The organism is Pseudoxanthomonas sp. YR558 (assembly GCF_900116385.1).
Lineage (GTDB): Bacteria > Pseudomonadota > Gammaproteobacteria > Xanthomonadales > Xanthomonadaceae > Pseudoxanthomonas_A.
Map to the genome: position 1 here is coordinate 1,055,091 of NZ_FPCI01000002.1, position 25,741 is coordinate 1,080,831.

The 25,741-nt window shown below is 67.2% G+C and carries 29 protein-coding genes; 7 read left to right on the plus strand and 22 right to left on the minus strand.

Annotated features, from left to right (window positions below; all coding sequences use genetic code 11):
* Positions 1-2: 2 nt before the first annotated feature.
* From BM365_RS16495 to tviB, 6 genes are all read right to left on the minus strand, one after another.
* The gene (locus tag BM365_RS16495; RefSeq protein ID WP_139227450.1) at positions 3-1,304 is read right to left on the minus strand and encodes an outer membrane beta-barrel protein; all 1,302 of its coding nucleotides are present in this window, start codon (positions 1,302-1,304) and stop codon (positions 3-5) included.
* A 20-nt stretch (positions 1,305-1,324) separates the two neighbouring features.
* On the minus strand, positions 1,325-2,092 hold the full coding sequence (locus BM365_RS16500; protein WP_093490549.1) for a P-loop NTPase family protein: 768 nt from the start codon (positions 2,090-2,092) through the stop codon (positions 1,325-1,327).
* 9 nt (positions 2,093-2,101) lie between these two features.
* Positions 2,102-3,694 carry an XrtA system polysaccharide chain length determinant gene (locus tag BM365_RS16505; RefSeq protein WP_093490550.1) on the minus strand — a complete coding sequence of 531 codons (1,593 nt, stop codon included), beginning with the start codon at positions 3,692-3,694 and terminating at the stop codon, positions 2,102-2,104.
* A complete protein-coding gene (locus BM365_RS16510; protein ID WP_093490551.1) occupies positions 3,694-4,314 on the minus strand; it encodes an XrtA/PEP-CTERM system exopolysaccharide export protein in 621 nt (206 codons plus the stop codon). The genes BM365_RS16505 and BM365_RS16510 overlap by 1 nt, the downstream gene beginning before the upstream one ends.
* A 96-nt stretch (positions 4,315-4,410) precedes the next feature.
* On the minus strand, positions 4,411-5,418 hold the full coding sequence (locus BM365_RS16515; RefSeq protein ID WP_093490552.1) for an NAD-dependent epimerase: 1,008 nt from the start codon (positions 5,416-5,418) through the stop codon (positions 4,411-4,413).
* Positions 5,419-5,443: 25 nt separating this feature from the next.
* On the minus strand, positions 5,444-6,733 hold the full coding sequence (tviB, locus tag BM365_RS16520; RefSeq protein ID WP_093490553.1) for a Vi polysaccharide biosynthesis UDP-N-acetylglucosamine C-6 dehydrogenase TviB: 1,290 nt from the start codon (positions 6,731-6,733) through the stop codon (positions 5,444-5,446).
* Positions 6,734-6,949: 216 nt separating this feature from the next.
* Here tviB and galE point away from each other — a divergent pair, with 216 nt between their 5' ends.
* Positions 6,950-7,966 carry a UDP-glucose 4-epimerase GalE gene (gene galE / locus BM365_RS16525; protein ID WP_093490848.1) on the plus strand — a complete coding sequence of 339 codons (1,017 nt, stop codon included), beginning with the start codon at positions 6,950-6,952 and terminating at the stop codon, positions 7,964-7,966.
* Between the two features lie 112 nt (positions 7,967-8,078).
* Positions 8,079-9,134 (plus strand): diguanylate cyclase, encoded by a 1,056-nt coding sequence (locus tag BM365_RS16530; protein ID WP_093490554.1) that lies wholly within the window; start codon positions 8,079-8,081, stop codon positions 9,132-9,134.
* Between the two features lie 8 nt (positions 9,135-9,142).
* Here BM365_RS16530 and BM365_RS16535 read toward each other — a convergent pair whose 3' ends face one another.
* The 7 genes from BM365_RS16535 to BM365_RS16565 all read right to left on the minus strand — a co-directional run bounded on the left by BM365_RS16535 (position 9,143) and on the right by BM365_RS16565 (position 14,654).
* Positions 9,143-9,994, minus strand: coding sequence for an alpha/beta hydrolase family protein (locus tag BM365_RS16535; protein WP_093490555.1), 852 nt, complete (start codon positions 9,992-9,994; stop codon positions 9,143-9,145).
* Positions 9,991-10,800: a bifunctional hydroxymethylpyrimidine kinase/phosphomethylpyrimidine kinase gene (thiD, locus tag BM365_RS16540; RefSeq protein ID WP_093490556.1), complete on the minus strand. Its 810-nt coding sequence runs from the start codon at positions 10,798-10,800 to the stop codon at positions 9,991-9,993. Before thiD ends, BM365_RS16535 begins: the two co-directional genes overlap by 4 nt.
* Before the next feature lie 34 nt (positions 10,801-10,834).
* Positions 10,835-11,515: a YoaK family protein gene (locus BM365_RS16545; protein WP_093490849.1), complete on the minus strand. Its 681-nt coding sequence runs from the start codon at positions 11,513-11,515 to the stop codon at positions 10,835-10,837.
* A gap of 7 nt (positions 11,516-11,522) precedes the next feature.
* Positions 11,523-12,008 (minus strand): hypothetical protein, encoded by a 486-nt coding sequence (locus BM365_RS16550; RefSeq protein ID WP_093490557.1) that lies wholly within the window; start codon positions 12,006-12,008, stop codon positions 11,523-11,525.
* A gap of 54 nt (positions 12,009-12,062) precedes the next feature.
* Positions 12,063-13,460 carry a PhoH family protein gene (locus BM365_RS16555; protein WP_093490558.1) on the minus strand — a complete coding sequence of 466 codons (1,398 nt, stop codon included), beginning with the start codon at positions 13,458-13,460 and terminating at the stop codon, positions 12,063-12,065.
* Positions 13,461-13,590: 130 nt separating this feature from the next.
* Complete coding sequence (locus BM365_RS16560) at positions 13,591-14,076, minus strand: peroxiredoxin (protein ID WP_093490559.1); 486 nt, start codon at positions 14,074-14,076, stop codon at positions 13,591-13,593.
* Between the two features lie 2 nt (positions 14,077-14,078).
* Positions 14,079-14,654 (minus strand): glycine cleavage system transcriptional repressor, encoded by a 576-nt coding sequence (locus tag BM365_RS16565; protein ID WP_093490560.1) that lies wholly within the window; start codon positions 14,652-14,654, stop codon positions 14,079-14,081.
* Positions 14,655-14,820: 166 nt separating this feature from the next.
* On the opposite strand from BM365_RS16565, the gene dapA reads away from it, so the two are divergent.
* A complete protein-coding gene (dapA, locus tag BM365_RS16570; protein ID WP_093490561.1) occupies positions 14,821-15,729 on the plus strand; it encodes a 4-hydroxy-tetrahydrodipicolinate synthase in 909 nt (302 codons plus the stop codon).
* 15 nt (positions 15,730-15,744) lie between these two features.
* On the plus strand, positions 15,745-16,239 hold the full coding sequence (locus tag BM365_RS16575) for a hypothetical protein (RefSeq protein ID WP_093490562.1): 495 nt from the start codon (positions 15,745-15,747) through the stop codon (positions 16,237-16,239).
* Between the two features lie 69 nt (positions 16,240-16,308).
* On the opposite strand, the gene fdxA is transcribed toward BM365_RS16575, so the two are convergent.
* Entirely contained in the window at positions 16,309-16,632 is a 324-nt protein-coding gene (gene fdxA / locus BM365_RS16580) for a ferredoxin FdxA (RefSeq protein WP_056881145.1), read from the minus strand.
* Between the two features lie 312 nt (positions 16,633-16,944).
* Here fdxA and BM365_RS16585 point away from each other — a divergent pair, with 312 nt between their 5' ends.
* Positions 16,945-17,652 carry a pirin family protein gene (locus tag BM365_RS16585; protein ID WP_093490563.1) on the plus strand — a complete coding sequence of 236 codons (708 nt, stop codon included), beginning with the start codon at positions 16,945-16,947 and terminating at the stop codon, positions 17,650-17,652.
* A gap of 61 nt (positions 17,653-17,713) precedes the next feature.
* On the opposite strand, the gene BM365_RS16590 is transcribed toward BM365_RS16585, so the two are convergent.
* From BM365_RS16590 to BM365_RS16625, 8 genes are all read right to left on the minus strand, one after another.
* On the minus strand, positions 17,714-17,872 hold the full coding sequence (locus BM365_RS16590) for a DUF1427 family protein (protein ID WP_093490564.1): 159 nt from the start codon (positions 17,870-17,872) through the stop codon (positions 17,714-17,716).
* A complete protein-coding gene (locus BM365_RS16595) occupies positions 17,869-18,099 on the minus strand; it encodes a XapX domain-containing protein (RefSeq protein WP_093490565.1) in 231 nt (76 codons plus the stop codon). The genes BM365_RS16590 and BM365_RS16595 overlap by 4 nt, the downstream gene beginning before the upstream one ends.
* Positions 18,096-19,736, minus strand: a complete 1,641-nt coding sequence (locus BM365_RS16600; protein ID WP_175502115.1) for an MFS transporter — start codon at positions 19,734-19,736, stop codon at positions 18,096-18,098. Before BM365_RS16600 ends, BM365_RS16595 begins: the two co-directional genes overlap by 4 nt.
* Positions 19,733-21,586 (minus strand): amidohydrolase, encoded by a 1,854-nt coding sequence (locus BM365_RS16605; protein ID WP_093490850.1) that lies wholly within the window; start codon positions 21,584-21,586, stop codon positions 19,733-19,735. The genes BM365_RS16600 and BM365_RS16605 overlap by 4 nt, the downstream gene beginning before the upstream one ends.
* A gap of 88 nt (positions 21,587-21,674) precedes the next feature.
* Positions 21,675-22,133, minus strand: a complete 459-nt coding sequence (locus tag BM365_RS16610; RefSeq protein WP_093490567.1) for a DoxX family protein — start codon at positions 22,131-22,133, stop codon at positions 21,675-21,677.
* 11 nt (positions 22,134-22,144) lie between these two features.
* The gene (locus tag BM365_RS16615; RefSeq protein WP_093490568.1) at positions 22,145-22,801 is read right to left on the minus strand and encodes a hydrolase; all 657 of its coding nucleotides are present in this window, start codon (positions 22,799-22,801) and stop codon (positions 22,145-22,147) included.
* A gap of 88 nt (positions 22,802-22,889) precedes the next feature.
* Positions 22,890-23,489 carry an NAD(P)H:quinone oxidoreductase gene (gene wrbA / locus BM365_RS16620; RefSeq protein ID WP_093490569.1) on the minus strand — a complete coding sequence of 200 codons (600 nt, stop codon included), beginning with the start codon at positions 23,487-23,489 and terminating at the stop codon, positions 22,890-22,892.
* Between the two features lie 52 nt (positions 23,490-23,541).
* Positions 23,542-23,982 carry a helix-turn-helix domain-containing protein gene (locus BM365_RS16625; protein ID WP_158253504.1) on the minus strand — a complete coding sequence of 147 codons (441 nt, stop codon included), beginning with the start codon at positions 23,980-23,982 and terminating at the stop codon, positions 23,542-23,544.
* Between the two features lie 239 nt (positions 23,983-24,221).
* Between BM365_RS16625 and BM365_RS16630 the strand changes: the two genes are divergently transcribed.
* Together BM365_RS16630 and BM365_RS16635 are read left to right on the plus strand one after the other, a co-directional pair.
* On the plus strand, positions 24,222-24,839 hold the full coding sequence (locus tag BM365_RS16630) for a response regulator (RefSeq protein WP_093490571.1): 618 nt from the start codon (positions 24,222-24,224) through the stop codon (positions 24,837-24,839).
* A 79-nt stretch (positions 24,840-24,918) separates the two neighbouring features.
* Complete coding sequence (locus BM365_RS16635) at positions 24,919-25,725, plus strand: MipA/OmpV family protein (protein WP_158253505.1); 807 nt, start codon at positions 24,919-24,921, stop codon at positions 25,723-25,725.
* Positions 25,726-25,741 lie beyond the last annotated feature (16 nt).

The following is a 25,741-nucleotide window of genomic DNA, read 5'->3' on the forward strand; positions in this document are numbered from 1 at the left end:
CCTCAACGGTTGGAGTAAGCGACGCTCAGGTAGACGATGTTCTGTGCGACGTCCTGGTTCAGGTCGGTGCTCTCGCGCTTGTAGCGCTCTGCGTGCAACCGCACCGCCCAGCGACGTACCCACTGGTATTCCAGACTGGCACCGACCCGCGTCGTCTTGTCCTCGCGCCCGAGCTGCGTGTAGTCCAGGCGTTCCCAGGTGGCGTAGGTGCCCAGCGAGAGCCCGCGACGCATCAGCCAGTGCAGGTCGAACCGCGAGCCACGCGTCTTCTGGTCGAACTCGTCCGAATCGACGTAGTCGCGCTTTTGCACGAACGGCGTCAGCGACAGGTTCAAGCGCGTGCCGGTGTAGCTGTAGCCAAGGTCCAGGCTGCGGACCTCGTAGGGGGATGCGTTCACCACCGCGTCGCCGGTCAGGACGTTGACCGGCACGGTGGATTCGGACTGGATGCCGGCCAGCGCATCGGTGGCGGTGTCGGAGAACTGGCTCGACACCACGGCGGTCAGCTGGCTGTGCGGCGACAGCGTCCATTCTGCGTCGGCACGCAACAGCGGTTCGGAGCGCGATTCGCCCTGGCGGTAGTCGATGCGCGAATAGCCCAGATCCGCGCCCAACTGGAAATTCGCCAGCTCGCGGACATAGCGGCCGTACAGGTCGTAGCGGTTGTAGTCGCGGGCGACGATGTCGTCGTCGAAATCCACGCGCTGCGCCTGCAGGTTCAGCGAGATACGGCTGGTGGGCGTGAGCTCCCGGATCGTGCGCAAGGCGGCGGCGAGACGCTGAGAATTGAACTCCTCGGTCACTTCGGCGTCGCTGTTCACATAGCGCAGTTCCGCCTGGCCATGCAGTTGCGGCGACCAATTGAAGAGCATCGTCGGACCGGCCGAGAAGACGTTGACCTGCTGGCGGTTGCCGGGTCCGTCGGGCACCAGCGAATCCACGGGTTGCACCGTGAGGTTGTCTTCGACCACGACGAAGAGCCGGTCGGGAATGGCGACCCAATTCATCCTTCCCGATAGCGTGCCATCGACCGTGTCGGCGAAGATGTCGTCTTCGTAGTCTCTATATTCGGCGCGCCCGTCCAGGCTCAGCTGGAGGGCGGAGATGCTCTCGGTGATGCTGAAGCCGATGCCGCCCCGCAGGTAGCGCTGCTCGATCGGATCGGACGGCGCCATCGTCACGTTGCTGTTGCGCTCCATGCCCAGGTCGATGGTGTAGTCGACGCGGGCGGCGGAGGCATGGCCGGAGAACGCGGCCAGCACGGACGTTGCTAGCGCGGAAATGCGGAGGCGGGAAGGTCGCATGCCGAAGCTCCTTGGCGTTCTCAGGGGATTTCGTTGAACACCACGCCGGCTACCTTGTCGGCGGGGAAGCTGCCGATGGCCTTTTCCAGCTTGTCCGGCGTGACCTTGCCATAGCCGGCGACCAGCACTACCAGGTCGGCCAGTTCGGACAGGATGCGCGCATCGGGGGACCCCAGCACCGAGGGGCTGTCCAGCACCAGGTAGCGGTCGGGATAGCGGCTGCGCAGCGAGTCGACCATCGCGCGCATGCGGAATGAGCTGAACGCCTCGCCCGTCATCTCGCGCTGGCGACCGCTGGGGATCAGACGCAGGCGAGGCACGCCGGTACGGTAGAGGATCCGCGCCAGATCGGCGTCTGAATCCTCGAGGTAGTCGATCAGGCCGCCATGACCGGCATCGACGTGCAGCGCGGTGTGCTGGGTGGGGTGCAGCGCGTCGCAATCGATCAGCAGCGAGCTCTTGGTGTCGTCGAACGCGAAGGCGGCCGCCAGATTGCGGGCGACGAAACTGCCGCCGCAGCCGTGCGAAACCGGCGCCACCAGGGTGACGAAATTGCGCTCGCCGCCCAGCGTCAGCAGGCGCGTGCGCAGTTCGCGGAACGCATCGGCCTGTTCGCGGACCGAGTCGTTGCGGTGGATGACGCGACGATCTTCGAGCTCGCGCGGCGTCAGCGCCTTCGGCTCGTCCATGAGGGCCAGCGAGCGGGAGGGTTCGGCGCGGTGGGGCACGCCGTGCAGTCGTTCGTTGTCCGGGGTCACGGGCTTTTCCATGGTGGCGTGTGGGTTCATGGCTGGGCCTCAGGCAGCAGCAAGCTGCTTGAGGCCGAACGCCAGCCCGTACGCGAGGATGACGAGCGCCAGGATGCCGACGCTCATCGCGTTGCGGCTGAGTTCCTGCCGGCGATCACGCGGCGAGTGGTAGGTCGGCACGACGGTCAGCAGCGGTCGGTCGGTCATCCGCTGCAACTGCTGCGCCGAACGGATACGCGGATCGAACCGAGCGCGCAGGAACAGCAGGCCCAGCGGAATGCCCACCGCCATCAGCAGGCCGCCAATGGCGAAATGCATGAAGCGCAGGCCGGTCGGACGCAGCGGCATGGTGGCCGGGTCCTGCACGCGCAGGGTCAGGCCGCGCTCCTCGCGATCGAGTTGCATGGAAACGCGCGCATTCTCGCGACGACGCAGCAGGTCCTGGTAGATGTCGCGGTTGACTTCGTAGTCGCGGGTCAGCTCGGCGAGCGCGCTCTCCGAGTCGGCAATGCGGCGGCTGCGATTGAGTTCGTCGCCCAGCATCGATTCCGCGATCGCCATGCGCGAGGCGGTGGCCGCCACTTCACGCCGGGTCTGCGCCTGCTGGCTGCGCAGCTCCTGGTAGAGCGGGTTCATCTGCGCTTCGTCGAACGGGCTGGCGCCCTGCGGTGCGGCCGCGCGGCGATTCTGTTCGTTGGTCATCGCCTGCTGAAGGTCGGCCATCTGGTGGCGCACGCGGACCACGTCGGGGTGCTGCTCGGTGTAGTTGAGCAGCAGCCGGTCCAGCTGGCCCTGCAGCTCGAGCAACTGGCCGCGATACAGGCTCTCGCGCGTCTGCACGGCGGTCACTGCGGATTCGCCCGAGAGCTGCGAAGCGATCGCGCCCTCGCGCGAACGCTGTTCCAGCAGCGACATGCGGGTCTGCTCGACCGTGGTGCGCAACGCGCTGATACGGGTGTTGGCGTCGGTGGCGCTGCCGGGCTGCGCATCGGTGTTGGCCGAGCGGTAGGACCGCAGGCGCTCTTCCGCCTCAAGCAGCTTGGCGTGGTAGTCCTGTACCTGCTTGTCGATGAATTCGTAGGCCTCGCGGCTCTCGCGTTCCTTCGCTGCCAGGCTTTCCTTGATGAACATCTCGCCGAGGTGCTCGGTGACATCGTAGGTGCGCTTGGCGTCGCTGTCGCGGTAGGTGATCTGGATCAGGTTCGGACGCGGGCTGGTGATCGCGATGCGGCCCTTGATCTGCTCCATCAGGCGGTCCTGCTCGATGGCGCTGGGCTTGTCTTCCAGCCAGCCACCGGTCTTCATCGCGTCTTCCAGCACCTTGCGGCTATAGATCACCTGGCGGGCGATGCCCGCGCGGTCGACGACTTCGGTGGCCACGGCGCGGCCTTCCAGCAGCGGCTGGATGATGTCGCTCTCCTGCGCCAGGATCGTGGTGGACGCGGTGTAGTTCTTCGGCAGCACCAGCAAGCCCACGACCAGCGTCAGCAGTGCGACGGCGGCGAAGATGCCGACCAGCGCGACCCGATGACGGCGCGCCTCGCGGATCAGGATGGGCGCCAGGTCGTTGGGAGAGAGCGCAGTGGACGGCGCAGCCGGCGCGGAATAGCCGCGCCGTGCGGGAAGGTTGCTCTGGCTCATCAGAAAGTACGCTCGGGGACCGTGATGACGTCGCCGGGCGACACGGTGTAGTTGGTGCTCAGGTCGCCCCGGTTGAGGATGCGGTCCAGGCGCACGGCGTAGGTGCGGGTTTCTTCGGGCGTCTTGCGATGCAGGTCGGAACGATCGGCGGCGGCGAACTCGGTGATGCCGCCGGCGGCCAGCACCGCGTCCAGCACGGTCATGCCGGGACGGTAAGGCAGCGAGACGGGCTGGCGGACGGCGCCGGTGACGCGAACACGCGAGAGGTATTCATGGCTGCGCAGGTCGGTGAGGATCACCGCCACCTGGGGATCGCGCACGTAGGTGGCCAGGCGCTCCTGGATATCCTTCGCCACTTCGGCCGGGGTGCGACCGCCGGCTGCGACGTCGCCCACCAGCGGCACGGAGATCATGCCGTCCGGACGCACGGGCACCGTGATGCCCAGTTCGGGGTTGCGCCACACCGAGACCTGCACGATGTCGTCGACGCCGATGTGGTAGGCATCGGTGGCCAACGTGCTGGTGGCGGGCGGAGCGCTCTCGCTGCCGGACGACGTCGCGCAGGACGTCAGGAACACGGCCAGGAGGAGGGCGCTGAGGCCGGTGAAGACGCGTTTCATCGAGGATCCCCTGTATCTGCTGATGCCCACTACAACGGGGGCAATGCGGGAATCCGGCCAATGCGGGACGCACGACGACGTCCGGCGGGGCGAGCCTCAGACCTGGTAGAACGCGCGGTACCACTCGGCGAAGCGACGCACGCCCGTTTCGATGGGTGTGGAGGGCGAGTAGCCGGTGTCGCGGCTCAGCGCCTCCACGTCGGCGTAGGTGTCGGGAACATCGCCCGGCTGCAGCGGCAGCAGCCGCTTCTCCGCCGTGCGGCCCAGGCACTCCTCCAGGACCTCGATGTAGCGCAAAAGCTCCACCGGCTGGTGGTTGCCGATGTTGTAAACGCGATACGGGGCGAGCGAGCTGGCCGGCGTCGGCGCCAGCGGGTCGTAGTCCGGATCGGCGCCGGGGACGCGGTCCAGGGTGCGGATCACGCCCTCGACGATGTCGTCGATGTAGGTGAAGTCGCGCGTGTGGCGGCCGTGGTTGAACACGTCGATGGGCTCGCCGGCCAGGATCTTCCGGGTGAACAGGAAAAGCGCCATGTCCGGCCGACCCCAGGGGCCGTAGACCGTGAAGAAGCGCAAGCCCGTGGTCGGAAGGTTGAACAGGTGGCTGTAGGTGTGCGCCATCAGCTCATTCGCCTTCTTGCTGGCGGCGTACAGGCTGACCGGGTGGTCGACACTGTCCTCCACCGCGAACGGCAGCTTGCGGTTGGCACCGTAGACGGAGCTGGACGAGGCGTACACCAGATGCTCGATACCGCGATGGCGGCAGGCCTCGAGGATGTTCAGGAAGCCCGTGATGTTGCTGTCGACGTAGGCCTGCGGGTTCTCCAGCGAATAGCGCACGCCTGCCTGTGCCGCCAGGTTCACCACGCGCTGCGGTTTGAAGTCGTCGAACGCGGCGTCCAGTGCGGCGCGGTCTTCCAGCGAGCCGCGCACGAAGCTGAAGCCATCCTTCGGCGTCAGGCGGGCCAACCGCGCTTCCTTCAGCGAGGGGTCGTAATACGCGTTGAGGTTGTCGTAGCCCAGCACTTCGTCGCCACGCGCGAGCAGGCGCTCGCTGAGGTGGGAGCCGATGAAGCCGGCGGCGCCGGTGACCAGTACGCGCATCAGGTACTCCTGGGGGAGGAAGGGATTACAGGCAGTCGTCCACCGCGTGGCGAGGCAGGGTGCGCTTCACGTCGAACACCACCGCGCCCGGCTTGCCGAAACCACGGATGCCGTCTGCACCACGCTCGCTGAATTGCCGGTGGGCGACGGCGAGGATGACGGCATCGTACTGGCCCGCCTGTGGCTCCGCCACCAGATCGAGCCCGTATTCGTGCTTGGCCTCGTCGGCACTGACCCACGGGTCGTGCACGTCGACCTGTGCGTTGTAGCTGCGCAGCTCGGCCACGATGTCCACCACGCGCGTGTTGCGCACGTCCGGGCAGTTCTCCTTGAACGCCAGTCCCAGCACCAGCACCTTCGCACCGGCGGTGGGCAGGTTGCGGCGCGCCATCAGCTTGGCCACGCGGCGCGCCACGTGGCTGCCCATGCCGTCGTTGATCCGGCGGCCGGCCAGAATCACGTCGGGGTGGTAGCCGATCTGCTGCGCCTTGTGGGTCAGGTAGTACGGGTCCACGCCGATGCAGTGGCCGCCGACCAGTCCGGGGCGGAACGGCAGGAAGTTCCATTTGGTGCCCGCGGCTTCCAGCACTTCGTGGGTGTCGATGCCGAGGCGATGGAAGATGAGCGCCAGTTCGTTGATCAGCGCGATGTTGACGTCGCGCTGGGTGTTCTCGATGACCTTCGCCGCTTCCGCCACGCGGATGCTGCTGGCCTTGTGCGTGCCAGCCGTGATGATGCTGCCGTACAGCGCGTCGACGAAATCCGCGACCGCCGGCGTGGAGCCGGACGTGACCTTCATGATGGTTTCCAGGCGGTGCTGCTTGTCGCCCGGGTTGATGCGTTCCGGGCTGTAGCCCGCATAGAAGTCCTGGTTGAAGGCCAAGCCGGATTCGCGCTCGATGATCGGCACGCAGGCTTCTTCGGTTGCACCGGGATACACCGTCGATTCGTAGATCGCGACGGCGCCCTTGCCGATGGCGCGGCCTACCGTGCGGCTCGCCGACTCCAGCGGCCGCAGGTCCGGGCGCTTGTAGTCGTCGATCGGCGTGGGCACGGTGACGATGAAGACATTGCACGAGGCCAAGGCTGCCGGATCGTCGCTGAACTCAAGCTGCGGCGTGTCGCGCAGTTCGTCGGCGGAGACTTCCAGCGTATGGTCGTGGTGTCCGCGCAGTTCGCTGACGCGCTTGCCGTTGATGTCGAATCCCAGCGTGGGGTATTTGCGGCCGAAGGCCACGGCCAGCGGCAGGCCGACATACCCCAGTCCAATCACGGCGATCCTGGCCTGGTCCAGGGTGGGCAGTGGAGCGTTCATCGATGTGGAAATCCCCTGTAGGTGTAGCGCTTAGAAGAGTCTATACGGTGGCGCGGTGCGGACGTTCCCCGGGTCCGTGCCCCTTGTCGTGCCGATCAACGTCCAAACCGTCGAACGCAGGACAACCCCGCGGTCGTTGGCCTGATCGGGGCGTCGCTTGCGTATCCCTTGTGATCGTCCACGGGAATGGACGGCGACACGACCGGGGGAGTCGAGATGCGGATCCTGTTGTGCGGTGGCGCGGGCTACATCGGCGCGCATGCCTACGTGGTGCTCGTCGAGCGTGGCCACGAGGTGGTGGTGGCCGACAACTTCAGCAACAGCTCGCCGGGCGTGCTGGCACGTCTGCAACAGATCACCGGCGGGCCGGTTCCTTTCCAGCCTCTGGATCTGCGCGACCGCGAAGCCGTGAGCGGATTCTTCGCCCGGCAGCCCTTCGACGCTGTGGTCCACTTCGCCGCGCTGAAATCGGTGGGCGAATCCTGTGAGCGTCCGCTGGACTATTTCCACAACAACATCGGCGGCACGCTCAACCTGCTGCACGGCATGCAGCAGGCCGGGGTGAAGCGCCTGGTGTTCAGCTCCTCCGCGACCGTCTACGGTGACCCCGCCAGCGTGCCCGTCCGCGAGGACGCGCACCTGCAGGTCACCAATCCCTACGGCCGCACCAAGCTGGTCATGGAGGAGCTGATTGGCGACCTGTGCCGCGCCGATGCCGATTTCCACGCGGTGAACCTGCGCTATTTCAACCCGGTCGGTGCGCACGTATCGGGGCTTATCGGCGAAGACCCGGGCGGCATACCCAACAACCTGATGCCCTTCATTTGCCAAGTGGCCGTGGGGCGGCGCGAGCGGCTGAGCGTTTTCGGCGGCGACTGGCCTACGCTGGACGGCACCGGTGTGCGCGACTACATCCACGTCATGGACCTTGCCCGCGCGCACGCCGACGCACTGGATTTCGTCGCGCGTGAGCGACGCAATCTCACCGTGAACCTGGGTACCGGCCAGGGCATCAGCGTACTGCAGCTTGTGAAGGCGTTCGCCGACGCGGCGGCGCGCGAGATCCCATACCAGGTGGTGGCGCGACGACCCGGCGACGTCGCCGAGGTCTACGCCGATCCTTCGCTCGCGCAGCGCACGCTCGGTTGGCGCGCGGAACTCGGGGTAGAAGCCATGTGCCGGGATGCATGGCGCTGGCAGTCGTTGAATCCGCAGGGATATCCCGCCGCCTGAGTGCGACGATGTGATCGGTTTGGCATAACGGAGCCTGTGGCCGTACGGCGCGGGCTGGTGCCATCGGCGCGATTGGTCGAAAATCCGGCCAACCCGGCACCCTTGGATCCCCTTGCCCATCGATGCTGCGCGCGACATGGCGGAACAGAACCGCTCACGCTACGGCTTGCGCATGTACCGGATGCGCGCGCTGGGGCTGGGGCTGGGAGGCATCTGCGTCGCGGCGGTCCTGTGGGAGCACGGGGCTTCGCCCTGGCTGTGGGCATTGCTGGTCGCCAACGCGGCGCTCTGGCCCCACCTGGCCTACCTGCGGGTCAAGGCGCAGGTCGAAGAACCGTTGCAGGCCGAGTTCCAGAACCTGACGTTCGACGCGGCGATGGGCGGTTTCTGGATCGCTGCCATGCAGTTCGACGCGCTGCCGAGCATGTTGCTCGCCGTGATGCTGACGATGGACAAGATCATCATCGGCGGTGGCCGCTTCGCGCAGCGCACGCTCGCCGCGATGGTGCTGACCTGTGTGGCGGCGAGTGCGGCATGGGGGTTCGCGTTCGATCCTTTCACGAGCTATCCCGTCGTACTCGCCTGCCTTCCGTTCCTGGCGATCTACCCGATGGCGATCAGCATCGCCACGCATTCGCTGTCTCGCAAGGCCCGGCAGCAGAAGGTGCTGTTGGAGAAGATGGCACGCTTCGATGCCGCCACCGGATTGATGAACCGCCAGCAGTGGCTGCATGCAGCGACGTCCGAACTCCAGCGCTACCAGCGGCTCACGCGTCCTGCGGTGCTGGTCCTGATCGACATCGATCGCTTCAAGGACATCAATGACGGCTACGGCCACACTATCGGCGACGAGGTGGTGGAGGAGTTCGCGCGGCTGCTGAAGGCCTGCCTGCGCGACAGCGACACCGGCGGACGCTACGGCGGCGACGAGTTCGGCATCGTCATGCCGAACACGCGCTGGGAGGAGGCGATCGTGGCCGCGGAGCGCCTGCGCCGGCAGGTGGCGGCGTATTCCTTCTCCGCCCGCGGGTTGCGCTGCACGGTCAGCATCGGCCTGTCCGAACCGCACCCGGGCATCGCGACGGTATCCGACTGGATCAACAGTGCGGATGGCGCGCTTTACCGCGCGAAGGCTCAAGGCCGCGACTGCATCGTCGTGGGCTGCTGAGCCAGCGGTCAGGCAAGCAGCGCGTCCACCACCGCCTGCGGCTGCTTCATCCACGCGAAGTGATCGGCGCGCGTGCCGAGGGCAACGTGATGCAGCACCTCGATGCGCGACGGAGCATCGGGCATCTTCGCTATCAGGGCGCGCAGCGAACTTTCGGGTGCCAGCCAATCGTCGTCGAACAGCACGCCGTCGATGGGGATGCGCACCTGGCGCATGCCGGCTTCCAGATCCGCCGGCCAGCCTGCCGCGCGGTAACGTCCGCTGAGGCCGACCCGCGCCCAGTCGCGGATCACGCCACGCGCCTCGTCGCCGCCGAAACCGAGCCGGCGGCCGGGCAAGGCGCCGCAGGCGTGGGCCAGCCACGGGGCGAATTGATAGAACAGGGGCAGGGCGTAGCCGCGCAAGCCGGGGAAGGTACGCCAGTACGGCGTGCCGCTGCCGACCAGCCACAACCGCTCGAATGCCGTCGGCTCTGCGCCTAGGTAGCAGGCCGCGAGCTGTCCGCCCAGGCTATGGCCGCCGGTCACGTGAGGCAGACCGGGCAAGCGACGTTGCATCTCGGCGTGGCTCAGCGGCAGGTCGGTGCCCAGCAGTTCGCGGTAACCCCAGTCCTGGCGGCGACCGGCCCGCTGCGTGCTGCTGCCATTGCCGCGCCATTCGTGCACGAACACCGCCGTGCCGCGCGCCGCCAGCATGTCCGCGAACGGCAGGTAGTGGCGTGCGGCCACGCCGAGTGCAGGAATCCACAGCAGTGCGGAGATCGCGGTCGCCGGGATGCGCGCGAGCAGCGTGTAGCCATGCCCATCCGGCGAGCACAACGGGATATCGAGCGCCGCGATGTCGATGTCGAAGGTGTTCATGCGTCGGGCGCCGCTCCGAAGTGATCGAGCACGAGGATGTCGCTGCGGCCGGGGCGATAGCCGCCGCGCAATGCCGCATGCACGTAGTCGGAGGCTGCCAGGCATGCCTGCTTCATCGGCATGCCTAGCGCGCAACGCGCGGCAATGGCGGAAGCCAGCGTGCAGCCGGTGCCGTGCGCCTCCAAGGCCAACCTGGCGTGCGAGGTTTCCGTCATGCCCGACTCATCGACGTACAGGTCCACCACGTCGCCGTCGCCGGGCAGGTGGCCGCCCTTGAGGAATACAGCGCGTGCGCCGAGGGCGAGCAGATCCTGCGCGGCGCCGCGCATGGCGGCGGCGTCGGGGATCGGCCGGCCGAGCAGCAGTTCGGCTTCAGGGAGATTGGGCGTCACCACGTGCGCCAGGGGCAGGAGCTGCGTGCGCAGCGCATGCAGCGCACTGTCTTCGAGCAGCTTGGCGCCGCTCGTCGCCACCATTACCGGATCGACCACGATCGTCGCGGGGCGATGATCGTGCAAGGCATCGGCGACCACGCCGATCACCTCGGAGGTGGCGAGCATGCCCAGCTTCACCGCGCGGATGTCGAAGTCGTCGAAGCAGGCGTCCAGTTGCGCGCGCAGGAAATCCATCGGCGGCACGTTCACCGCCGTCACGCCGCGCGTGTGTTGGGCAGTGAGCGCGGCGATCGCGGACACGCCGTGTACGCGATGCGCGGCGAAGGTCTTCAGGTCGGCCTGGATGCCCGCGCCGCCGCCGGAATCGGAGCCGGCGATGGTGAGGGCGGAAACCACGGAAGGAGGCGTCATGCGGGGATTGTGCCACCGCGTCGCCCTGGTTGGCCTAGGCGTCGGCGACCGATCCTCGTTGTCGCCACTGCCGGTAGACCACGTAGCCCGTGCCGGTCAGGCCGGTCAGCAGGGCGGGCGCCAGCAGGGCGTCATAACCGAACTGCCGGTACAGCAGCGCGCCAAGCACGCCGCCTCCCAGGAAGCCGCTGATGATCAACCCGCTGAGCGTCAGTCGCCGTACCTGCAGCGGCATGCCGCGCAGGAGGTGGCCGAGGCCGATGCCGAGATCGGTGAACATGCCGCTGAGGTGCGTGGTACGCACCGCCGCACCGCTGTAGGTGGTGACCATCGCGTTCTGCAGGCCGCACGCGGTGGCGGCCAGCAATGCGCCCCAGATCTGCTCTTGCTTGAACAACGGAATCGCAGCAAGAAGCAACAAGGCCTCCAGCGCGAGCGCCGCGCCGTAGCGACGCCCGAGCCTGAGCGTCTGATCCTGGATGATCAGCCCGCTGAGCATGGCGCCCAGGCAGAAGGCGATCAGCATGCCCCACAGGTGCGCCACGGCGCGCAGATTGCCCTGTGCGAGCGCGGCACCCAAAAGACTGGTGGTGCCGGTCAGGTGGCTGACCGCCTGGTGTTCGAAGCCGAGGTAGCCGATGACGTTGACCATCCCCGCCACGCAGGCCAGCGCGACCGCGCCGATCCAGACCCAGCGGGGAAGGTGCAGGCCCATGGCGGTATCAGGGATCCGCGCGCCGGACATGCTGCTGGCGCTTCGTCCAGAGCCAACTCAATCCCCAGCCAATGAGCGCAGGCAAGAATTCCAATAGCCGGGGCTTCCACGCAAGCTGATTTGGCCATACCTGCATCACGGCCATGACCAACGTTGCGTCGAGTATTTGAACCAGTAACCAGGTGAGCATCACGTGCGCTAGTCGTCGCTCTCGCAAGCCTGAAGCGAACCACCAGTAACAGGCCGATGCCACAGCGAAATAAACGGTCTTCCGGACATGCACCGCAACATTGAGCCATTCTCCGTCGGGGCTGAGCCAGAATGCGACGGTGGGCGTCATGAAGCCGGCCGCGACGGCCCAAGCGAGTAGCCCTACGAACAGCGCGGTCCCCCCCAGCAAAATGCGCCGCCACTGCATGCCACCGGCAGTGAGCGCGCCTCCGTCCAGAACGGGGGACACGAATGCTTGCGGCGGTGTGTAGGGATCGTGCATGACGATGAGCGTAGGGCCGCCGCGCTGAGAGCGTCAGCGCAGCGGCCCAAGGCGCTATAGCACTTCCGATGCGTAATCCGCCAGGCGGGAGCGCTCGCCACGCCGCAGCGTGATATGCGCGCTGTGCGCCCAGTTCTTGAAGCGGTCCACCGCGTAGGTCAGGCCCGATGTCGTCTCCGTCAGGTAGGGCGTGTCGATTTGCTCCACGTTGCCCAGGCAGACGATCTTGGTGCCCGGGCCGGCGCGGGTGATCAGCGTCTTCATCTGCTTCGGCGTGAGGTTCTGCGCTTCGTCGAGGATCAGGTAGCGGCTCAGGAACGTGCGGCCACGCATGAAGTTCATCGAGCGGATCTTGATGCGCGATGCCAGCAGGTCATTGGTCGCCGCACGGCCCCATGCGCCGCCTTCCTGGTTATGCGTCAGCACCTCCAGGTTGTCGGTCAGCGCGCCCATCCACGGCGTCATCTTTTCCTCTTCTGTGCCGGGCAGGAAGCCGATGTCCTCGCCCACGCTGACGGTCGCGCGGGTCATGATGATCTCGCGGTAGCGTTGCTGGTCCATCGTCTGCGCCAGGCCGGCCGCCAACGCCAGCAGCGTCTTGCCCGTGCCTGCGGTGCCGAGCAGGGTGACGAAGTCGACTTCCGGATCCATCAGTGCGTTGAGCGCGAAGTTCTGTTCGCGGTTGCGCGCGTTGATGCCCCACACCGCGTGCTGGCTGTGACGGAAATCGTCGACGATCTGCAGCGTGGCCTTGTCGCCTTCCACGCGCGCGACGCGGAATTCGGATTCGTCGTCGCCGGGCAGGTAGAGGAACTGGTTGGGGTACCAGCCCGCATCCTTCTCCATCGTTACTTCGTAGTACGTGCGCCCCTTGTCGGTCCACGAGCGCAGGTCCTTGCCGTAGCGCTGCCAGAAGTCCTCGGGCAGCGGATCCGCGCCGGTATACAGCAGGCTGAAATCGTCCAGCGCTCGGTCGTTCTCGTAGTCCTCCGACACGATGCCGGCGATCGCCGCCTTGATCCGCAGGTTGATGTCCTTGGAGACGAACACCACCGGGATCTCGGGCTCCTGCTCCTTCAGCGCGAGGATCGCGCCGAGGATGGCGTTGTCCGGGATGACCGCACCGAAGCTCTTGCCCGCTTCGAAATGGCTGGTCTGGAACCGCAACAGGCCGGCGCTCTTCGAGCCGCGCAGCTGCAGGCTGTTGGGCTGCACCAGCGGAATGCCGGCGGCCACATTGTCCAGGCCGGACGCCTCGACGAGTTCATTGAGGAAACGGCTGACCTGCCGCGCGTTGCGGCTCGCTTCCGACGTGCCTTTCTTGCCGTTGTCCAACTCCTCGATCACCTGCATCGGCAGGTAGACGTCGTGCTCCTCGAACTTGAACAGCGCGGTGGGGTCGTGCATCAGCACGTTGGTGTCCAACACATAGATACGCTTGCTACGGGTCATTCAGGCAACCTCATGGAGGAAGATGTGTGAACACATGACGCAACAACGGGTGCCGCGGAAACGCGCACAGCAGCGCGCCACCATGACCCGCCGCGGCGCGGGATGGTGGTCGGAGTGGAAGAGGATTTGGTCACTGGGCTTGGTGGGCCTTTAGGGCTTCCAGCACGGCCTCGGCATGGCCGGGTACCCTCACGCCGCGCCATTCCTGCGCGATGCGGCCGTCGGGCGAGATGAGGAAGGTGCTGCGCACTACGCCCAGCACCTTGCGGCCATACATGTTCTTCTCGTGGATGACGTCGAAGGCCTGGCAGAGCTTCTCGTCGGCATCGCTGACCAAGGCGAACTTGAAGCCTTGCTTGGCGCAGAAGTTGTCGTGCGATTTCACCGAGTCGCGCGAGACGCCCAGTACGGTGGCGTTGAGCTTCTTGAACTTCGGCAGCAGGGCGTTGAAGTCCAGGCCCTCGGTGGTGCAGCCGGGCGTGCTGTCCTTCGGGTAGAAGTACAGCACCAGCCATTGGCCGGCGTAGTCGGCGAGGGTGGTGGTCTCCCCGCCGGACAGCGCCAGCGGCAGTTTCAGTGTCGACTTGGGCAGAGCGTTCGCGCCTTTGGCCGTCATCGTCAGAACTTCATCGGATCCATGATCGCGTCCAGATTCAGATGGTCGCAGAATTCAAGGAAATCGTCGCGCAACGCGGCGATGTGCATGTTGGCGGGAACACCGATCGTCACCTGCGCCGAGAACATCTCCGCGCCGGTCTGCATCGCGCGATAGCGCGTGCTCTGCAGGTTCTCGATCGTGATGCCCTGGCGGTCGAAGAAGTCGGCCAGCTGGAACAGGATGCCGGGCTTGTCCGCGGCGACCACTTCCACGATGTAGGGCAGCAGGTTGGACTGCACCACCTTCGGGCCGGTGCGGTAGAAGACCAGCTTCAGACCCTCGTCGCGCTCCAGGCGCGACAGCATGGCTTCCAGCTTGGCGACCGCATCCCAGGAGCCGGTAGCCAGTGCCGTCACCGAGACATCGCGGCCCACCGTCGACAGCCGTGCGTCCACCAGATTGCAGCCGCTGTCCGCGATCCGGCGTGTCACCGACAGAAGCGGCGACTCCGGATGCGTCGTATAGGCGGTGATCAGGAGATGGTTTTCGGTCGGCGAAGGCCGGGGCGTGGAATCGGTCAAAGGAGCTTCCGGCATTGCGGTCTGGCTGAATGGCAGCCGGGCCAGTGCCCGGCGACGCTGGCAGCATACTTGCCCGCCCTTTGAGCCCGCAAGTAACATGCAGCGGACATTGCGGGCGTGCCGGGATAACCGCGCTTACTTGCGCCGCCGGGCGCCCGGATCCTCCCACCGAGAACCTCCCTTGCACCTTTCCGGCAGCATCACCGCACTGGCCACGCCCTTCCAGGCGTCGGGCGAACTCGACCTGCAAGCCTGGCGCGCGCTGCTCAAACAGCAGTTGGACGGGGGCACGCAGGGTGTGGTGGTGGCCGGTTCGACAGGCGAAGCCGCCGCGCTCTCCGACGAGGAATACGACACGCTGCTGCGCATCGCTGTGGAAACGGTGGGTGGCGCGCTGCCGGTGCTGGCGGGCACCGGCCAGATGAACACCGCCAAGACCATTGCCGCCACCCGTCGCGCCGCCGAGGGTGGCGCGCACGCAGCCCTGGTCGTGACGCCGCCCTACGTGCGACCGACGCAGGCGGGCCTGGTGGCGCACTACCGTGCCGTCGCCGACCAGGGCGGGCTGCCCGTCGTGCTCTACAACGTGCCGGGCCGCACCGGTTGCGACCTGCTGCCGGAAACCGTGGCGCAGTTGGTCGACCATCCGAACATCATCGGCATCAAGGAAGCACGCGCCGAACCCGAGCGCATGGCCGCGTTGCTGGCGTTGCGCAGCGAAAGCTTCGCGATCCTCAGTGGCGACGATCCCACCGCGGGTCGCGCGATGCTGGCCGGCGCCGATGGGCTGATTTCGGTCGGCTCCAATGCGTTGCCGCACACGTTCCGTCGCCTGTGCGATCTGGCGCGCGGCGGACATGCCGATGCGGTCGCTACGCTGGACGAGCAGCTGCAAGAGCATTACGCCTTCTTCGGCGTCGAATCCAATCCCATTCCCGTCAAGGCGCTGTTGCAGCGCCAGGGCATCGGCCACGGCCTGCGCCTGCCGCTGCTGTCGCTGTCCGACGTCCATGCCCCCACTGCCGACCGACTGGCCACGCTGGCCCAGTCGCTGGAAGCACAATCCAGCCGCGAAACGATCGCGGCCTGAACCCAGGAGAATTTCATGCGTCTTTCGTCTTCCCTCGTGCGTCCGCTTGCCCTGGTGCTGCTGGTCGTGTCCGTCGCCGGCTGCTCGTGGTTCAAGAAGGGCGCAAAGGGCGATTACGCGCTCGCGCCGGAAGCCCGCCCGCTGGAAGTACCGCCGGATCTCAACGTGCCCAACACCAGCGGCGCGATGCAGGTTCCGAACGTCGGTCCGGCCGCTTCCGCCGGTGCCACGTCGAATGCAGCGGGTGGCTTCACCGTTGCGGGCAGCCGTGACGATGCGTTCACCCGCGTCGGCGAGGCGCTGGCCGGTGTCGAGGGCGCCACGATCGCCAGCCGCGCGCAGTTGCTCGGCACGTACGACGTCAGCTACGAAGGCGCGAGCTTCCTGGTGCGCGTGAGCGCGGTGGACGCCGGTGCTTATGTGTCCGCAGTGGATCCGCGTGGTCTGCCGGCCACCAACCCGGCGGCGGTCAAACTGCTGGCGGCGCTGAAGGCCAAGCTCGGCGGCTGATCCCGCCAGGGACATCGCTGGAAAGAAAAAGGGCGCCATCGGCGCCCTTTTTCATTGCATCGGGGATGTTCAGCGCTCCAACAGCGGAAGCTTGTCCGGCTTGCCTTCCCATTCCTTCGCGTCGGGCAGCGGGTCCTTGCGCGTGGTGATCACCGGCCACGCCCTGGACAGTTCCGCGTTGAGCGCGACATACCCTTCCTGGCCGGCGGGCACGTCGTCTTCCGGATAGATCGCGTTGATCGGGCATTCCGGTTCGCACAGGGTGCAGTCGATGCATTCATCCGGGTCGATCACCAGGAAGTTCGGGCCTTCGTGGAAGCAGTCCACCGGGCAGACTTCCACGCAGTCGGTGTACTTGCACTTGATGCAGTTTTCGGTGACGACGAAGGGCATGAAGACACGGGCTCGAACGGAAACCGCGCAAGTTTAATGCACACGGCCAACAGGGGTGAGGGGAATTGCCGCCCCGCATCCTCGACTACCTTCACTGCGACGCGATGACGCGGCCCCGATGATGGCCCCGGCGCGCACCAGGATCCGCGACGCCGGCGCAGCGGGCGGGCAGGCTCGATGGATGGGCGCGCTGGTGTCGCCCAGCGGCTATAATTCCATAAATGGAACAAGTAATTAGATTTTGTCTTATTTATTCCATAAATGCATTCATTCATGCTGCGCGCCACATCCACCACTGAAGGAGTTCCCGCCATGATTACCCTGCGTCCTGCCCACGAGCGCGGCCACGCCAACCACGGCTGGCTGGATTCCTGGCACAGCTTCTCCTTCGCGAACTACTTCGACGACAAGCACGTCCATTGGGGTCCGCTGCGCGTGATCAACGAAGACCGCGTGGCCGCCGGCCGCGGGTTCGGCGAACATGGCCATCGCGACATGGAGATCATCAGCTACGTGCTGGAAGGCGCGCTGGGCCACAAGGACTCGATGGGCAACAGTTCCAGCATCGTGCCCGGCGACGTGCAGCGTATGAGCGCCGGCACCGGCGTGCAGCACTCGGAGTTCAATTACAGCGAAACCGGCACCACGCATTTCCTGCAGATCTGGATCATCCCCGATCGCCAGGGTGTAAAGCCTTCGTACGAAGAGAAGTCGTTCCCCGCCACCGACAAGCAGGGCCGCCTGCGGTTGGCCATCAGCCCGGACGGTGCCGACGGCTCGGTGAGCATCCACCAGGACGCGCGCATGTACGTGGGCTTGTTCGACGGCAGCGAAAAGGGCGAACTGCGCCTTGCACAGGGTCGTCTGGGCTACGTGCACATCGCGCGCGGCGAAGCGACCGTGAATGGCCAGGCGTTGAAGGCCGGCGACGCGCTGCTGTATCGGGACGAGCCGCTGGTCAGCATCGAGCGTGGCATCGGCGCCGAGGTGCTGGTGTTCGACTTGCCGACGATGCAGTAAGCGCGATGGCGTGGTGAAGCGAAGGGTGCGCATGGCGCACCCTTCTTCGTATCCGACTGCTTCAGCCGAGCAGCCGGTCCGCGGCGAGGAAACCCGCCGTCATCGCGACCACCAGCAGTGCCCCCTGCAAACGCGGTGGCGCGGGAACCGGGATGTCGAGCCAGCGGCAGGCGAAGCCGATGGCGAGAGCGAGTGCGATGCCGACCAGTGCCGTGATCACGGCGCATCCCTCCGCGCGCCCTGGCCGGTCGGCCCACCGCAATCGCGTCGATGCCGCGCTTCACGCCGGACCATGGCACGGTCCGCGAGCATGTAGCCGCTGGTCATCGCCACGACCAGCAATGCACCGACCAGCACCGGAGGCGCAGGCACCGGCACACCGAAGGCGCGGCAGCCGAAGCCGATGCCGAAACCGAGCAGGAGCCCGGCGATGAATTTCCAATTCATGCCAAACCTCCGTGGCTCGAAGGTGCTGTCGGCAACATGGCGCCCGGCGCACCGCCGATGAAATGACGTACCTGCGGCCGTTGCACGGGATCGACGAGCGTTTCGAGCAGGGCGTCCTGGAGGACGCGCTCGTCTTCGGTCACGCGTTCGTGCTGGCGCAGGTGTTCGCGCCATGAGGCGTCGACGAAGTACTCCAGGTACACGCCGGATTGCGTGCTGTCCTCCGCCACGCCCCACTGGAGCGCGCCGTTCCGGCGCCGCGCATGGCCAAGCGGTTGCAGGCGTTGCAGGAAGTCGTGGCGCCGTGCCGGATCGACGCGGTATTCGATCGTCACCAGCACCGGCCCACGATCGTCGTGGAGGTCCGGGCTGACCACCGGCTGCGGCCAGTGGCCCGAGGGCGTCACATTGACGTGCGCGGCTTCGCCCAAGCGGAAGCGCGCACCCATGACGGCCGCCACCGCGGTGCCGAGGGCGGCGGCCAGCAACGCACGCGGTGTGCCGAACGTCTGCGCCAACCAACCCCAGCCCAGGCTGCCCGCTGCCATGCCGCTGGAGAACACCACGATGTACAGCGACAGTGCGCGTGCACGCACCCACGCCGGCACCGCGGTCTGCGCGGCGATCTGCAACGAAGACAGCACCGCGATCCAGGCGAAGCCGGCCAGCAGCGCGATGGCATAAAGCAGGGGCACCCAGCGCAGCAGCGCGATGGCGAGGACGCACGCGGCATACGTCAGCGTCGCGTACAGCACCATCCGGTCCGGATCCATGCGCGTGCGCAGCCCGGGCAGCAGCATCGCGCCGCCGATGGCGCCCGCGCCGATGCAACCCAGCAGCAGGCCGTACGTGCCCGCGCTCGCGTGCAGGTCCTGCTTCACGACGATCGGCAGCAGCGCGGTCAGCGCGCTGGCAAAGGTGAAGAACCAGCCCGCCTTGACCAGCACGGCCTTCAGCACGCTGTCGCGCGAGGCGTAGCGCAGCCCGGCGCGCAGGGCGATACCGAAGGTTTCCGGCGGCAATACCGAGGCAGTCGGCGCGCGGCGCCAGCGCCACAGCACGATGGCCACGCCGAGGAAGGTCACCGCGTTGACGGCGAACGCCCAGGCGATGCCGGCCTGCGCGACGATCAGGCCGCCCAGCGCCGGTCCGATGGCGCGTGCGATGTTCATGCTCAGCGAGCCCAGCGCCACCGCCGGCCCCAGCATCGGCTTGGGCACGAGTTCCGGTGTGGTGGCCTGCTGCGCCGGCATCGCCATCGCCGCGCCGATGCCGAGCGCGAACGTCAGCGCCACCAGCGTCCATGGACCCAGCCGGTCGAGGTGGGCGAGCACGGCCAGCGTGCTGGCCACGAGCAGCATCCACAACTGCGCGAGGATCAGATATCGGCGCCGGTCGACGATGTCCGCCAGCGTACCGGCCACGATGGCCAGCACCACGACCGGCAACGTGGTGGCCGATTGCACGGCAGCGACCATCAGCGGTGAATTGGTCGTCTCGGCCATGATCCACGCGGCCGCGACATCGTGGACCCACGTGCCGATGTTGCCGACCAGGATCGCGAGCCAGAGCGCGCGGAACGTAGGCTGTCCCAGTGGCGACCAGGGGCCATGCGTGGCGGACGCGGACATGGTCAGAACGCGAAGCACGCGCAGCCGAGCGCGCCCCAGAACGCCTGCAGGTCGCCCGCGGGGACGACGCGGTGCGCCGCATGGGCGTGTCCCTGCTCGTGTGCGTGCACGCGGCAGGTCGGGCCGTGCGCATGCGCCAGTGCCGCGCTGGCTTGGGCGAGCGTGCCGCCCTGGTAGCCGCCGAAGCGATTGACCGGCGACCAGTCCGGCATCGGTGCGGGCAGCGCGGGCGCATGCGGCGCGAACGGTCCAGTGCCGTGCACGATGCGGCCGTCCACCACGGTCAGTACGCTGGTGATGTTGGGAATTTCGTCCTCGGCAACGTTGAAGAAGTCGGCCGACAGCAGCGCGCAGTCGGCAAACTGCCCGACGGCCAGCCGGCCCTTGCGCGCCTGCTCGGTGGAGAACCACGCGCTGCCGTGCGTCCACAGCTGCAGCGCTTCCTCGCGCTCCAGCCGGTTGTCGTCGCCGTACATCTGCAGCCCGCCGAGCGTGCGCCCGCTGACCAGCCAGTACAGCGCCACCCACGGGTTGTAGCTGGCCACGCGCGTGGCATCGGTGCCGGCGCCGACCGGCACGCCGGCCTGCAGCATGCGCCGCACCGGTGGCGTATGCCGTAGCGCGTCCTTGCCGTAGCGCTGCGCGAAGAACTCGCCCTGGTACGCCATGCGATGCTGGATGGCGATGCCGCCGCCGAGCGCGCGCACGCGGTCGATGTTGCGCGGCGAAATGGTTTCCGCATGGTCGACGATCCAATGCAACCCATCGAACGGCACTTCGCGGTTCACCTGCTCATAAACGTCGAGCACGCGGGTGATGCTCTCGTCGTAGGTGGCGTGGATGCGGAACGGCCAGCGCTGCTCGGCGAGGAAGCGCACCACGCCGGACAGCTCGCCCTCGAGCGTGGCGGGGAGGTCCGGGCGCGGTTCGCGGAAATCCTCGAAGTCCGCCGCCGAGAACACCAGCATCTCGCCAGCGCCGTTGTGGCGCAGCAGATCGTCGCCCTGGCCGGGCGTGAGCATCGCGGACCAGCGCTGGAAATCGGCCAGCTCCTCGCCCTTTTTCTGGGTGAACAGGTTGTAGGCGATGCGCACGGTCAGCTGCCCGTCGGTGTGCAGCTGCTCGATGATCCGGTAGTCCTCCGGATAGTTCTGGAAGCCGCCGCCCGCATCAATCACCGAGGTGATGCCCAGGCGGTTGAGCTCGCGCATGAAGTGCCGGGTGGAGTTGCGTTGGTATTCCGCCGGCAGTTTCGGCCCCAGCGCCAGCGTGGCGTACAGGATCAAGGCATTGGGTTTGGCCAGCAGCAGACCGGTCGGGTTGCCGGCCTTGTCGCGCTGGATCTCGCCGCCCGGCGGGTTCGGCGTGTCCTTCGTGTAGCCCACCGCGCGCAGTGCGGCGCGGTTGAGCAACGCGCGGTCGTACAAGTGCAGGATGAAGACCGGCGTGTCCGGCGCGGCCGCGTTGAGCTCGTCCAGCGTCGGCAGGCGTTTCTCGGCGAACTGCGATTCGCTGAAGCCGCCCACCACGCGCACCCACTGCGGCGCCGGGGTGATAGCCACCTGCGCCTTGAGCATCGCCATCGCGTCGGCCAGCGAGCGCACGCCGTCCCAGCGCAGTTCGAGGTTGTAGTTCAACCCGCCGCGGATCAGGTGGGTATGGCTGTCGTTGAGGCCCGGCACCAGCCGGCGCCCGCCGGCATCGATGACGTGCGTACCGTCGTTGGCATGCGCCATCACCTGGGCGTCGTCGCCCACCGCCAGTACGCGCCCATTGGCGAAGGCGATCGCGCTGGCGGACGGCAGGGCGGTGTCGAGCGTGGTGATGCGCGCATTGCGCAGGATCAGGTCGGCCATGCGGGACTCTCCGGGGCGGGCATCGCGGGGCAGTGCCGCGAGCGTGGCGGCAGCCGCCACGGTCTTCAGCACCTGGCGGCGCGTATCGTCAACGGCCATGCGCGCCTTCCGTGCGCGCCGCGCGCAGGGCATCGAAGGACAAGACGCCTGGGCCAATTAGCGCGACCGCGAGGTTGGCCAGCACCCACAGCAGGGGATACTCGATACCCCCGTGCATCCAGAACCAGCCATGCGACAGGTTCAAGGCGACGGTAACGCTGAGGAACGCCGCCGAACCCAGTGCCGCGATGCGCGTGAATGCACCGACGACCACCATCAGGCCCAGGGCGGTCTGAAGCGCAGCGAGCAGCAGTGGCAACGGTGGTGCGGAGGGCAGGCCGAAGTGCTGGAGTTCGGCCGCGAATCCCGCGATACCGGGCCCGCCGAACCAACCCAGCAACTTGCCCAAGCCATGCGGCAGCAAGAAGCCACCGGCAGCGAGACGCAACACCAGCAAGCCGGTCGATGTCGTGCCCGGATGCGTAACGGAAGCGGTGTGGGCGGCCATCGCGCGCGCCGTCAGTGGCCGCCTTCGGATGCGCCGAACATGCTCTTGGCGTACTGGATGCCGAGCCCGTAGCCGCCGCCATGCACCTTGGCGATGCCGGTGGTCAGGTCGTAGGTCGCGCTGCGCCCCCAGTCGCGCTGCAATTCCAGCAGGTACTGCACGCTGGTCAGTGGGCGCACGCCGGCCTGGATCATGCGTTGCATCGCACGCTCGTGCGCCTCGGCGGTGACGTCGCCGCAGGCATCGGCGATCACGTAGACCTCGAAGCCCTGGTCGAGCGCGGACAGGGCCGGTCCGACGATGCACACGCTGGTCCACAGGCCGCCGAGCACGATGCGGCCTTTCCCGGAAGCGTTCACTGCCCCGACGACGGCCGTGTCTTCCCAGCAGTTCATGGTGGTGCGGTCGTACACCTTCGCCTGAGGAAAGGCTTCGGGGATCTCGGGAAAGAGCGGGCCCGAGAACGACTTCTCGGCGACCGTCGTCAGCAGCGTCGAAACGCCGAAGCCGGCGGCGCCCTTCGCGACCAGGGCCACGTTGTTGCGCAGCATCGCGACGTCGATGGAATGCGTGGCGAACGCCATCTGCGACTGGTGGTCGATCAGGACCAGCGTGTGGTCGCTCGGCGTGAGCAGGGTCTTGCCGGCGGCGGGGGAGGCGGTGGGCATGTCGGGCTCCAGATGTGAAGGAAACGCGCCACTGTCGCGCGCCGGCGCGCACGCCGGCTTGCATCGGCGTGCGCGCTGCCCGCGGACGTCAGCCGTGCAGCTTGATCGCGGTTTCCGCGACGCGGCGGCCCTGGTAGCGGGCGGCGTCCAGTTCGTTCTGCGTCGGTTGCCGCGACCCGTCGCCGCCGGCGATCGTCGTCGTGCCGTAGGGCGAGCCGCCGGTCACTTCGTCCAGCTTCATCTGCCCGGCGAAACCGTAGTCCAGCCCCACGATCACCATGCCGAAGTGCAGCAGGTTGGTGATGATCGAGAACAGCGTGGTCTCCTGCCCACCGTGCTGGGTGGCGGTGGAGGTGAACGCGGCGCCGACCTTGCCGTGCAGCGCACCCTTGGCCCACAGGCCACCGGCCTGGTCCAGGAAGTTCGCCATCTGCGAGGACATGCGCCCGAAGCGCGTGCCGGTCCCGACAACGATGGCATCGTAGTCGGCGAGTTCGGCGATAGTCGCCACGGGCGCGGCCTGGTCGAGCTTGAAGTGCGACTTCTTCGCGACGTCTTCCGGCACCAGCTCCGGTACGCGCTTGATGTCGACGCTAGCGCCGCCCGCGCGCACGCCCTCGGCGACGGCCTGGGCCATGGTTTCGATATGCCCGTAGGCGGAGTAGTAGAGGATCAGGACCTTGGCCATCGCAGGACTCCGGGGAAAGGGCCGCCGCACGGTGCGGCGGCGACAGGCAGGGTCACGCCGTGCGGGTTACCGGCGCGTGCAGGTGGCAGAACTCGCGTGGGGAATAGCCGGTCATCCGACGGAAGGTGCGGGTGAAATGGCTCTGGTCGAAGAAGCCCAGCGAGGCCGCGGTGGCGGAGATCTTCTGCGGGCCACGGGCCAGCTGTTCCTTCGCCAACGCGATGCGCTTGGCGAGCACGAATTCCATCGGGCTGCGGCCGGTGCTGACGCGAAACAGGCGGGCGAAATGGAACCGGCTGATGCAGGCGGCGCCGGCGATGTCGGCGAGCGTGATCGTGTCGCCGATATGGCGTTCGATGTAGTCCAGCGCACGCGTCAGCGCGCGTGGGCTGAGGCCGCGACTCTCCAGATGCGCATCGGGCGGGGACACGTAGCAGGCGGACGGCGCGGCAACGGCGGAGACGTGCGGGAACAGGGACGGGGAGGCATCCACGGCGTTGTCCTCGAGCGGCGATGTGGGGGAGGGGCGAGCAACGGGGAGGCGGCAAGCCAGCGCCATCGTGCGGGGTGGCCGCGTCATCGATAACCCCAATCGGGGCAAGTGCCCGATCCCCCGAATGGGGGTGGGCGGCACGCGCCAACGGCCGTGTAGTTGCCTGTGTAGCGACGCCCCCCGTATCGTGGCGAAACAGGTCCGGGATCCGGTGCCTGGCATCCGCCAAGACCACGCCCATGCCGATCCGCATCCTGACCGTCGATGACCATCCCCTACTGCGCGAAGGCATCGCGGCGGTGATCGAAGGCCAGTCCGACATGGAACTGGTCGGCGAGGCCGCCAATGGCGTCGAGGCGCTGCAGGTGTTCCGGGATTGCCGCCCCGACGTGACCCTGATGGACCTGCAGATGCCGGAGATGAACGGCGTGGAAGCCATCGGGGCGATCCATCGCGAATTCCCTGATGCGAAGGTCGTCGTGCTGACCACCTACCAGGGCGACGCCCAGGCATTGCGCGCGTTCAAGGCCGGCGCTTCGGGCTACCTGCTCAAGAGCATGCTGCGCCGCGAACTGGTCGATACCATCCGCAGCGTGCACGCCGGCCGCCGCCGGATTCCTGCCGAGATCGCCGCCGGCATCGCCGAACATGCATCCGACGATGCGCTGACGCTGCGCGAGATCGAGGTGCTGCGGCAGGTGGCCGACGGCAACGGCAATAAGCGCATCGCCCAGCTGCTCACCATCTCCGAGGAGACCGTGAAGGCGCACATGAAGAACATCCTCGCGAAGCTGGATGCCAACGACCGCACGCATGCGGTCACCATCGCGGTCCGCCGGGGCATCATCGACCTCTGAAGCGGGCTTAAGGAGTTCTTAAAGAGCCTGCGGGAGCATGGCGTGGCCGGGTATCCGGTTCCCCCACGTCGAGGCCCCCATGAGCGCGCTGCGCGCCTGCACGCCCCTGTTGTTGCTGTTTCCCCTGTCCGCCGCCGCCCAGGTCGTCGAGCGCACCGATGCCAAGGCGCAGGATGAGGTGTCCTCGCGCTGGAGTGCCGGCCTTGCGGTCGTCCATCGCGACAGCGAGTACGCCGGCGAAGGCACGCGCACGCGCTTGTATCCGAACATCGCCTACGACGGCGACCGGTTTTACCTGCGCGGCGCCGCGTTCGGCTACCGTCTGCACGCGGACGACCGTTTCGAGCTGCGTGCCTTCGTCGCCGGCCGCCTGGACGGCATCGACGCGGACGATTTCGGCGTGGCCGAACTCGCGCGGCGCGGCATCGACCGCAGCCTGCTCGAAGACCGCAACGACAGTGTCGACCTCGGCATGGCGGCCAGTTGGAAAGGCGTCGCCGGCAAGCTGGAGCTCGATGTGCGTGGCGACGTCACCGGCACCAGCGACGGGTATGCGGTCGCGCTGGATTACAGCTACCCGTGGTCGTTGGGTCGCACCCGGGTGATTCCGTCGGTGGGTGCCGTTCGCCTATCGGACGACATGGCCAACTACTACTACGGCACGCTCGACGAGGAGATCGCACGCGGCGTGGTCGCTTACCGTCCCGGCGCGGTCACGATGCCGCGCGCCAGCGTCACCGTGGTCCACCCGTTCGCCAAGCGCTGGGCCTTGCTCGGCAATCTGGAGTACCGCGCGCTGCCGGACGCACTGCGCGACAGCCCGCTGGTGGAGGAGGGCAAGGACCAGGCGGCCTCGTTGTTCATCGGTGTTTCGCGCGGCTTCTAGGCGAAGTCCGTCTCCT

Bases quoted from the DNA above. Each gene is read 5' to 3' on its own strand.
- BM365_RS16560 (WP_093490559.1), bottom strand. From the start codon at position 14,076: ATGACGGCCAAAGGCGCGAACGCTCTGCCCAAGTCGACACTGAAACTG.
- BM365_RS16545 (WP_093490849.1), bottom strand. From the start codon at position 11,515: ATGGGCCTGCACCTTCCCCGCTGGGTCTGGATCGGCGCGGTCGCGCTG.
- wrbA (WP_093490569.1), bottom strand. From the start codon at position 23,489: ATGGCCAAGGTCCTGATCCTCTACTACTCCGCCTACGGGCATATCGAA.
- BM365_RS16500 (WP_093490549.1), bottom strand. From the start codon at position 2,092: ATGAACCCACACGCCACCATGGAAAAGCCCGTGACCCCGGACAACGAA.
- BM365_RS16615 (WP_093490568.1), bottom strand. From the start codon at position 22,801: ATGCCCACCGCCTCCCCCGCCGCCGGCAAGACCCTGCTCACGCCGAGC.
- BM365_RS16510 (WP_093490551.1), bottom strand. From the start codon at position 4,314: ATGAAACGCGTCTTCACCGGCCTCAGCGCCCTCCTCCTGGCCGTGTTC.
- BM365_RS16635 (WP_158253505.1), top strand. From the start codon at position 24,919: ATGAGCGCGCTGCGCGCCTGCACGCCCCTGTTGTTGCTGTTTCCCCTG.
- BM365_RS16515 (WP_093490552.1), bottom strand. From the start codon at position 5,418: ATGCGCGTACTGGTCACCGGCGCCGCCGGCTTCATCGGCTCCCACCTC.
- BM365_RS16505 (WP_093490550.1), bottom strand. From the start codon at position 3,694: ATGAGCCAGAGCAACCTTCCCGCACGGCGCGGCTATTCCGCGCCGGCT.
- BM365_RS16610 (WP_093490567.1), bottom strand. From the start codon at position 22,133: ATGGCCGCCCACACCGCTTCCGTTACGCATCCGGGCACGACATCGACC.
- BM365_RS16495 (WP_139227450.1), bottom strand. From the start codon at position 1,304: ATGCGACCTTCCCGCCTCCGCATTTCCGCGCTAGCAACGTCCGTGCTG.
- fdxA (WP_056881145.1), bottom strand. From the start codon at position 16,632: ATGCCCTTCGTCGTCACCGAAAACTGCATCAAGTGCAAGTACACCGAC.
- BM365_RS16605 (WP_093490850.1), bottom strand. From the start codon at position 21,586: ATGGCCGACCTGATCCTGCGCAATGCGCGCATCACCACGCTCGACACC.
- BM365_RS16550 (WP_093490557.1), bottom strand. From the start codon at position 12,008: ATGCACGATCCCTACACACCGCCGCAAGCATTCGTGTCCCCCGTTCTG.
- BM365_RS16595 (WP_093490565.1), bottom strand. From the start codon at position 18,099: ATGAATTGGAAATTCATCGCCGGGCTCCTGCTCGGTTTCGGCATCGGC.
- BM365_RS16565 (WP_093490560.1), bottom strand. From the start codon at position 14,654: ATGCCGGAAGCTCCTTTGACCGATTCCACGCCCCGGCCTTCGCCGACC.
- BM365_RS16630 (WP_093490571.1), top strand. From the start codon at position 24,222: ATGCCGATCCGCATCCTGACCGTCGATGACCATCCCCTACTGCGCGAA.
- tviB (WP_093490553.1), bottom strand. From the start codon at position 6,733: ATGAACGCTCCACTGCCCACCCTGGACCAGGCCAGGATCGCCGTGATT.
- BM365_RS16535 (WP_093490555.1), bottom strand. From the start codon at position 9,994: ATGAACACCTTCGACATCGACATCGCGGCGCTCGATATCCCGTTGTGC.
- thiD (WP_093490556.1), bottom strand. From the start codon at position 10,800: ATGACGCCTCCTTCCGTGGTTTCCGCCCTCACCATCGCCGGCTCCGAT.
- BM365_RS16585 (WP_093490563.1), top strand. From the start codon at position 16,945: ATGATTACCCTGCGTCCTGCCCACGAGCGCGGCCACGCCAACCACGGC.
- BM365_RS16555 (WP_093490558.1), bottom strand. From the start codon at position 13,460: ATGACCCGTAGCAAGCGTATCTATGTGTTGGACACCAACGTGCTGATG.
- galE (WP_093490848.1), top strand. From the start codon at position 6,950: ATGCGGATCCTGTTGTGCGGTGGCGCGGGCTACATCGGCGCGCATGCC.
- BM365_RS16575 (WP_093490562.1), top strand. From the start codon at position 15,745: ATGCGTCTTTCGTCTTCCCTCGTGCGTCCGCTTGCCCTGGTGCTGCTG.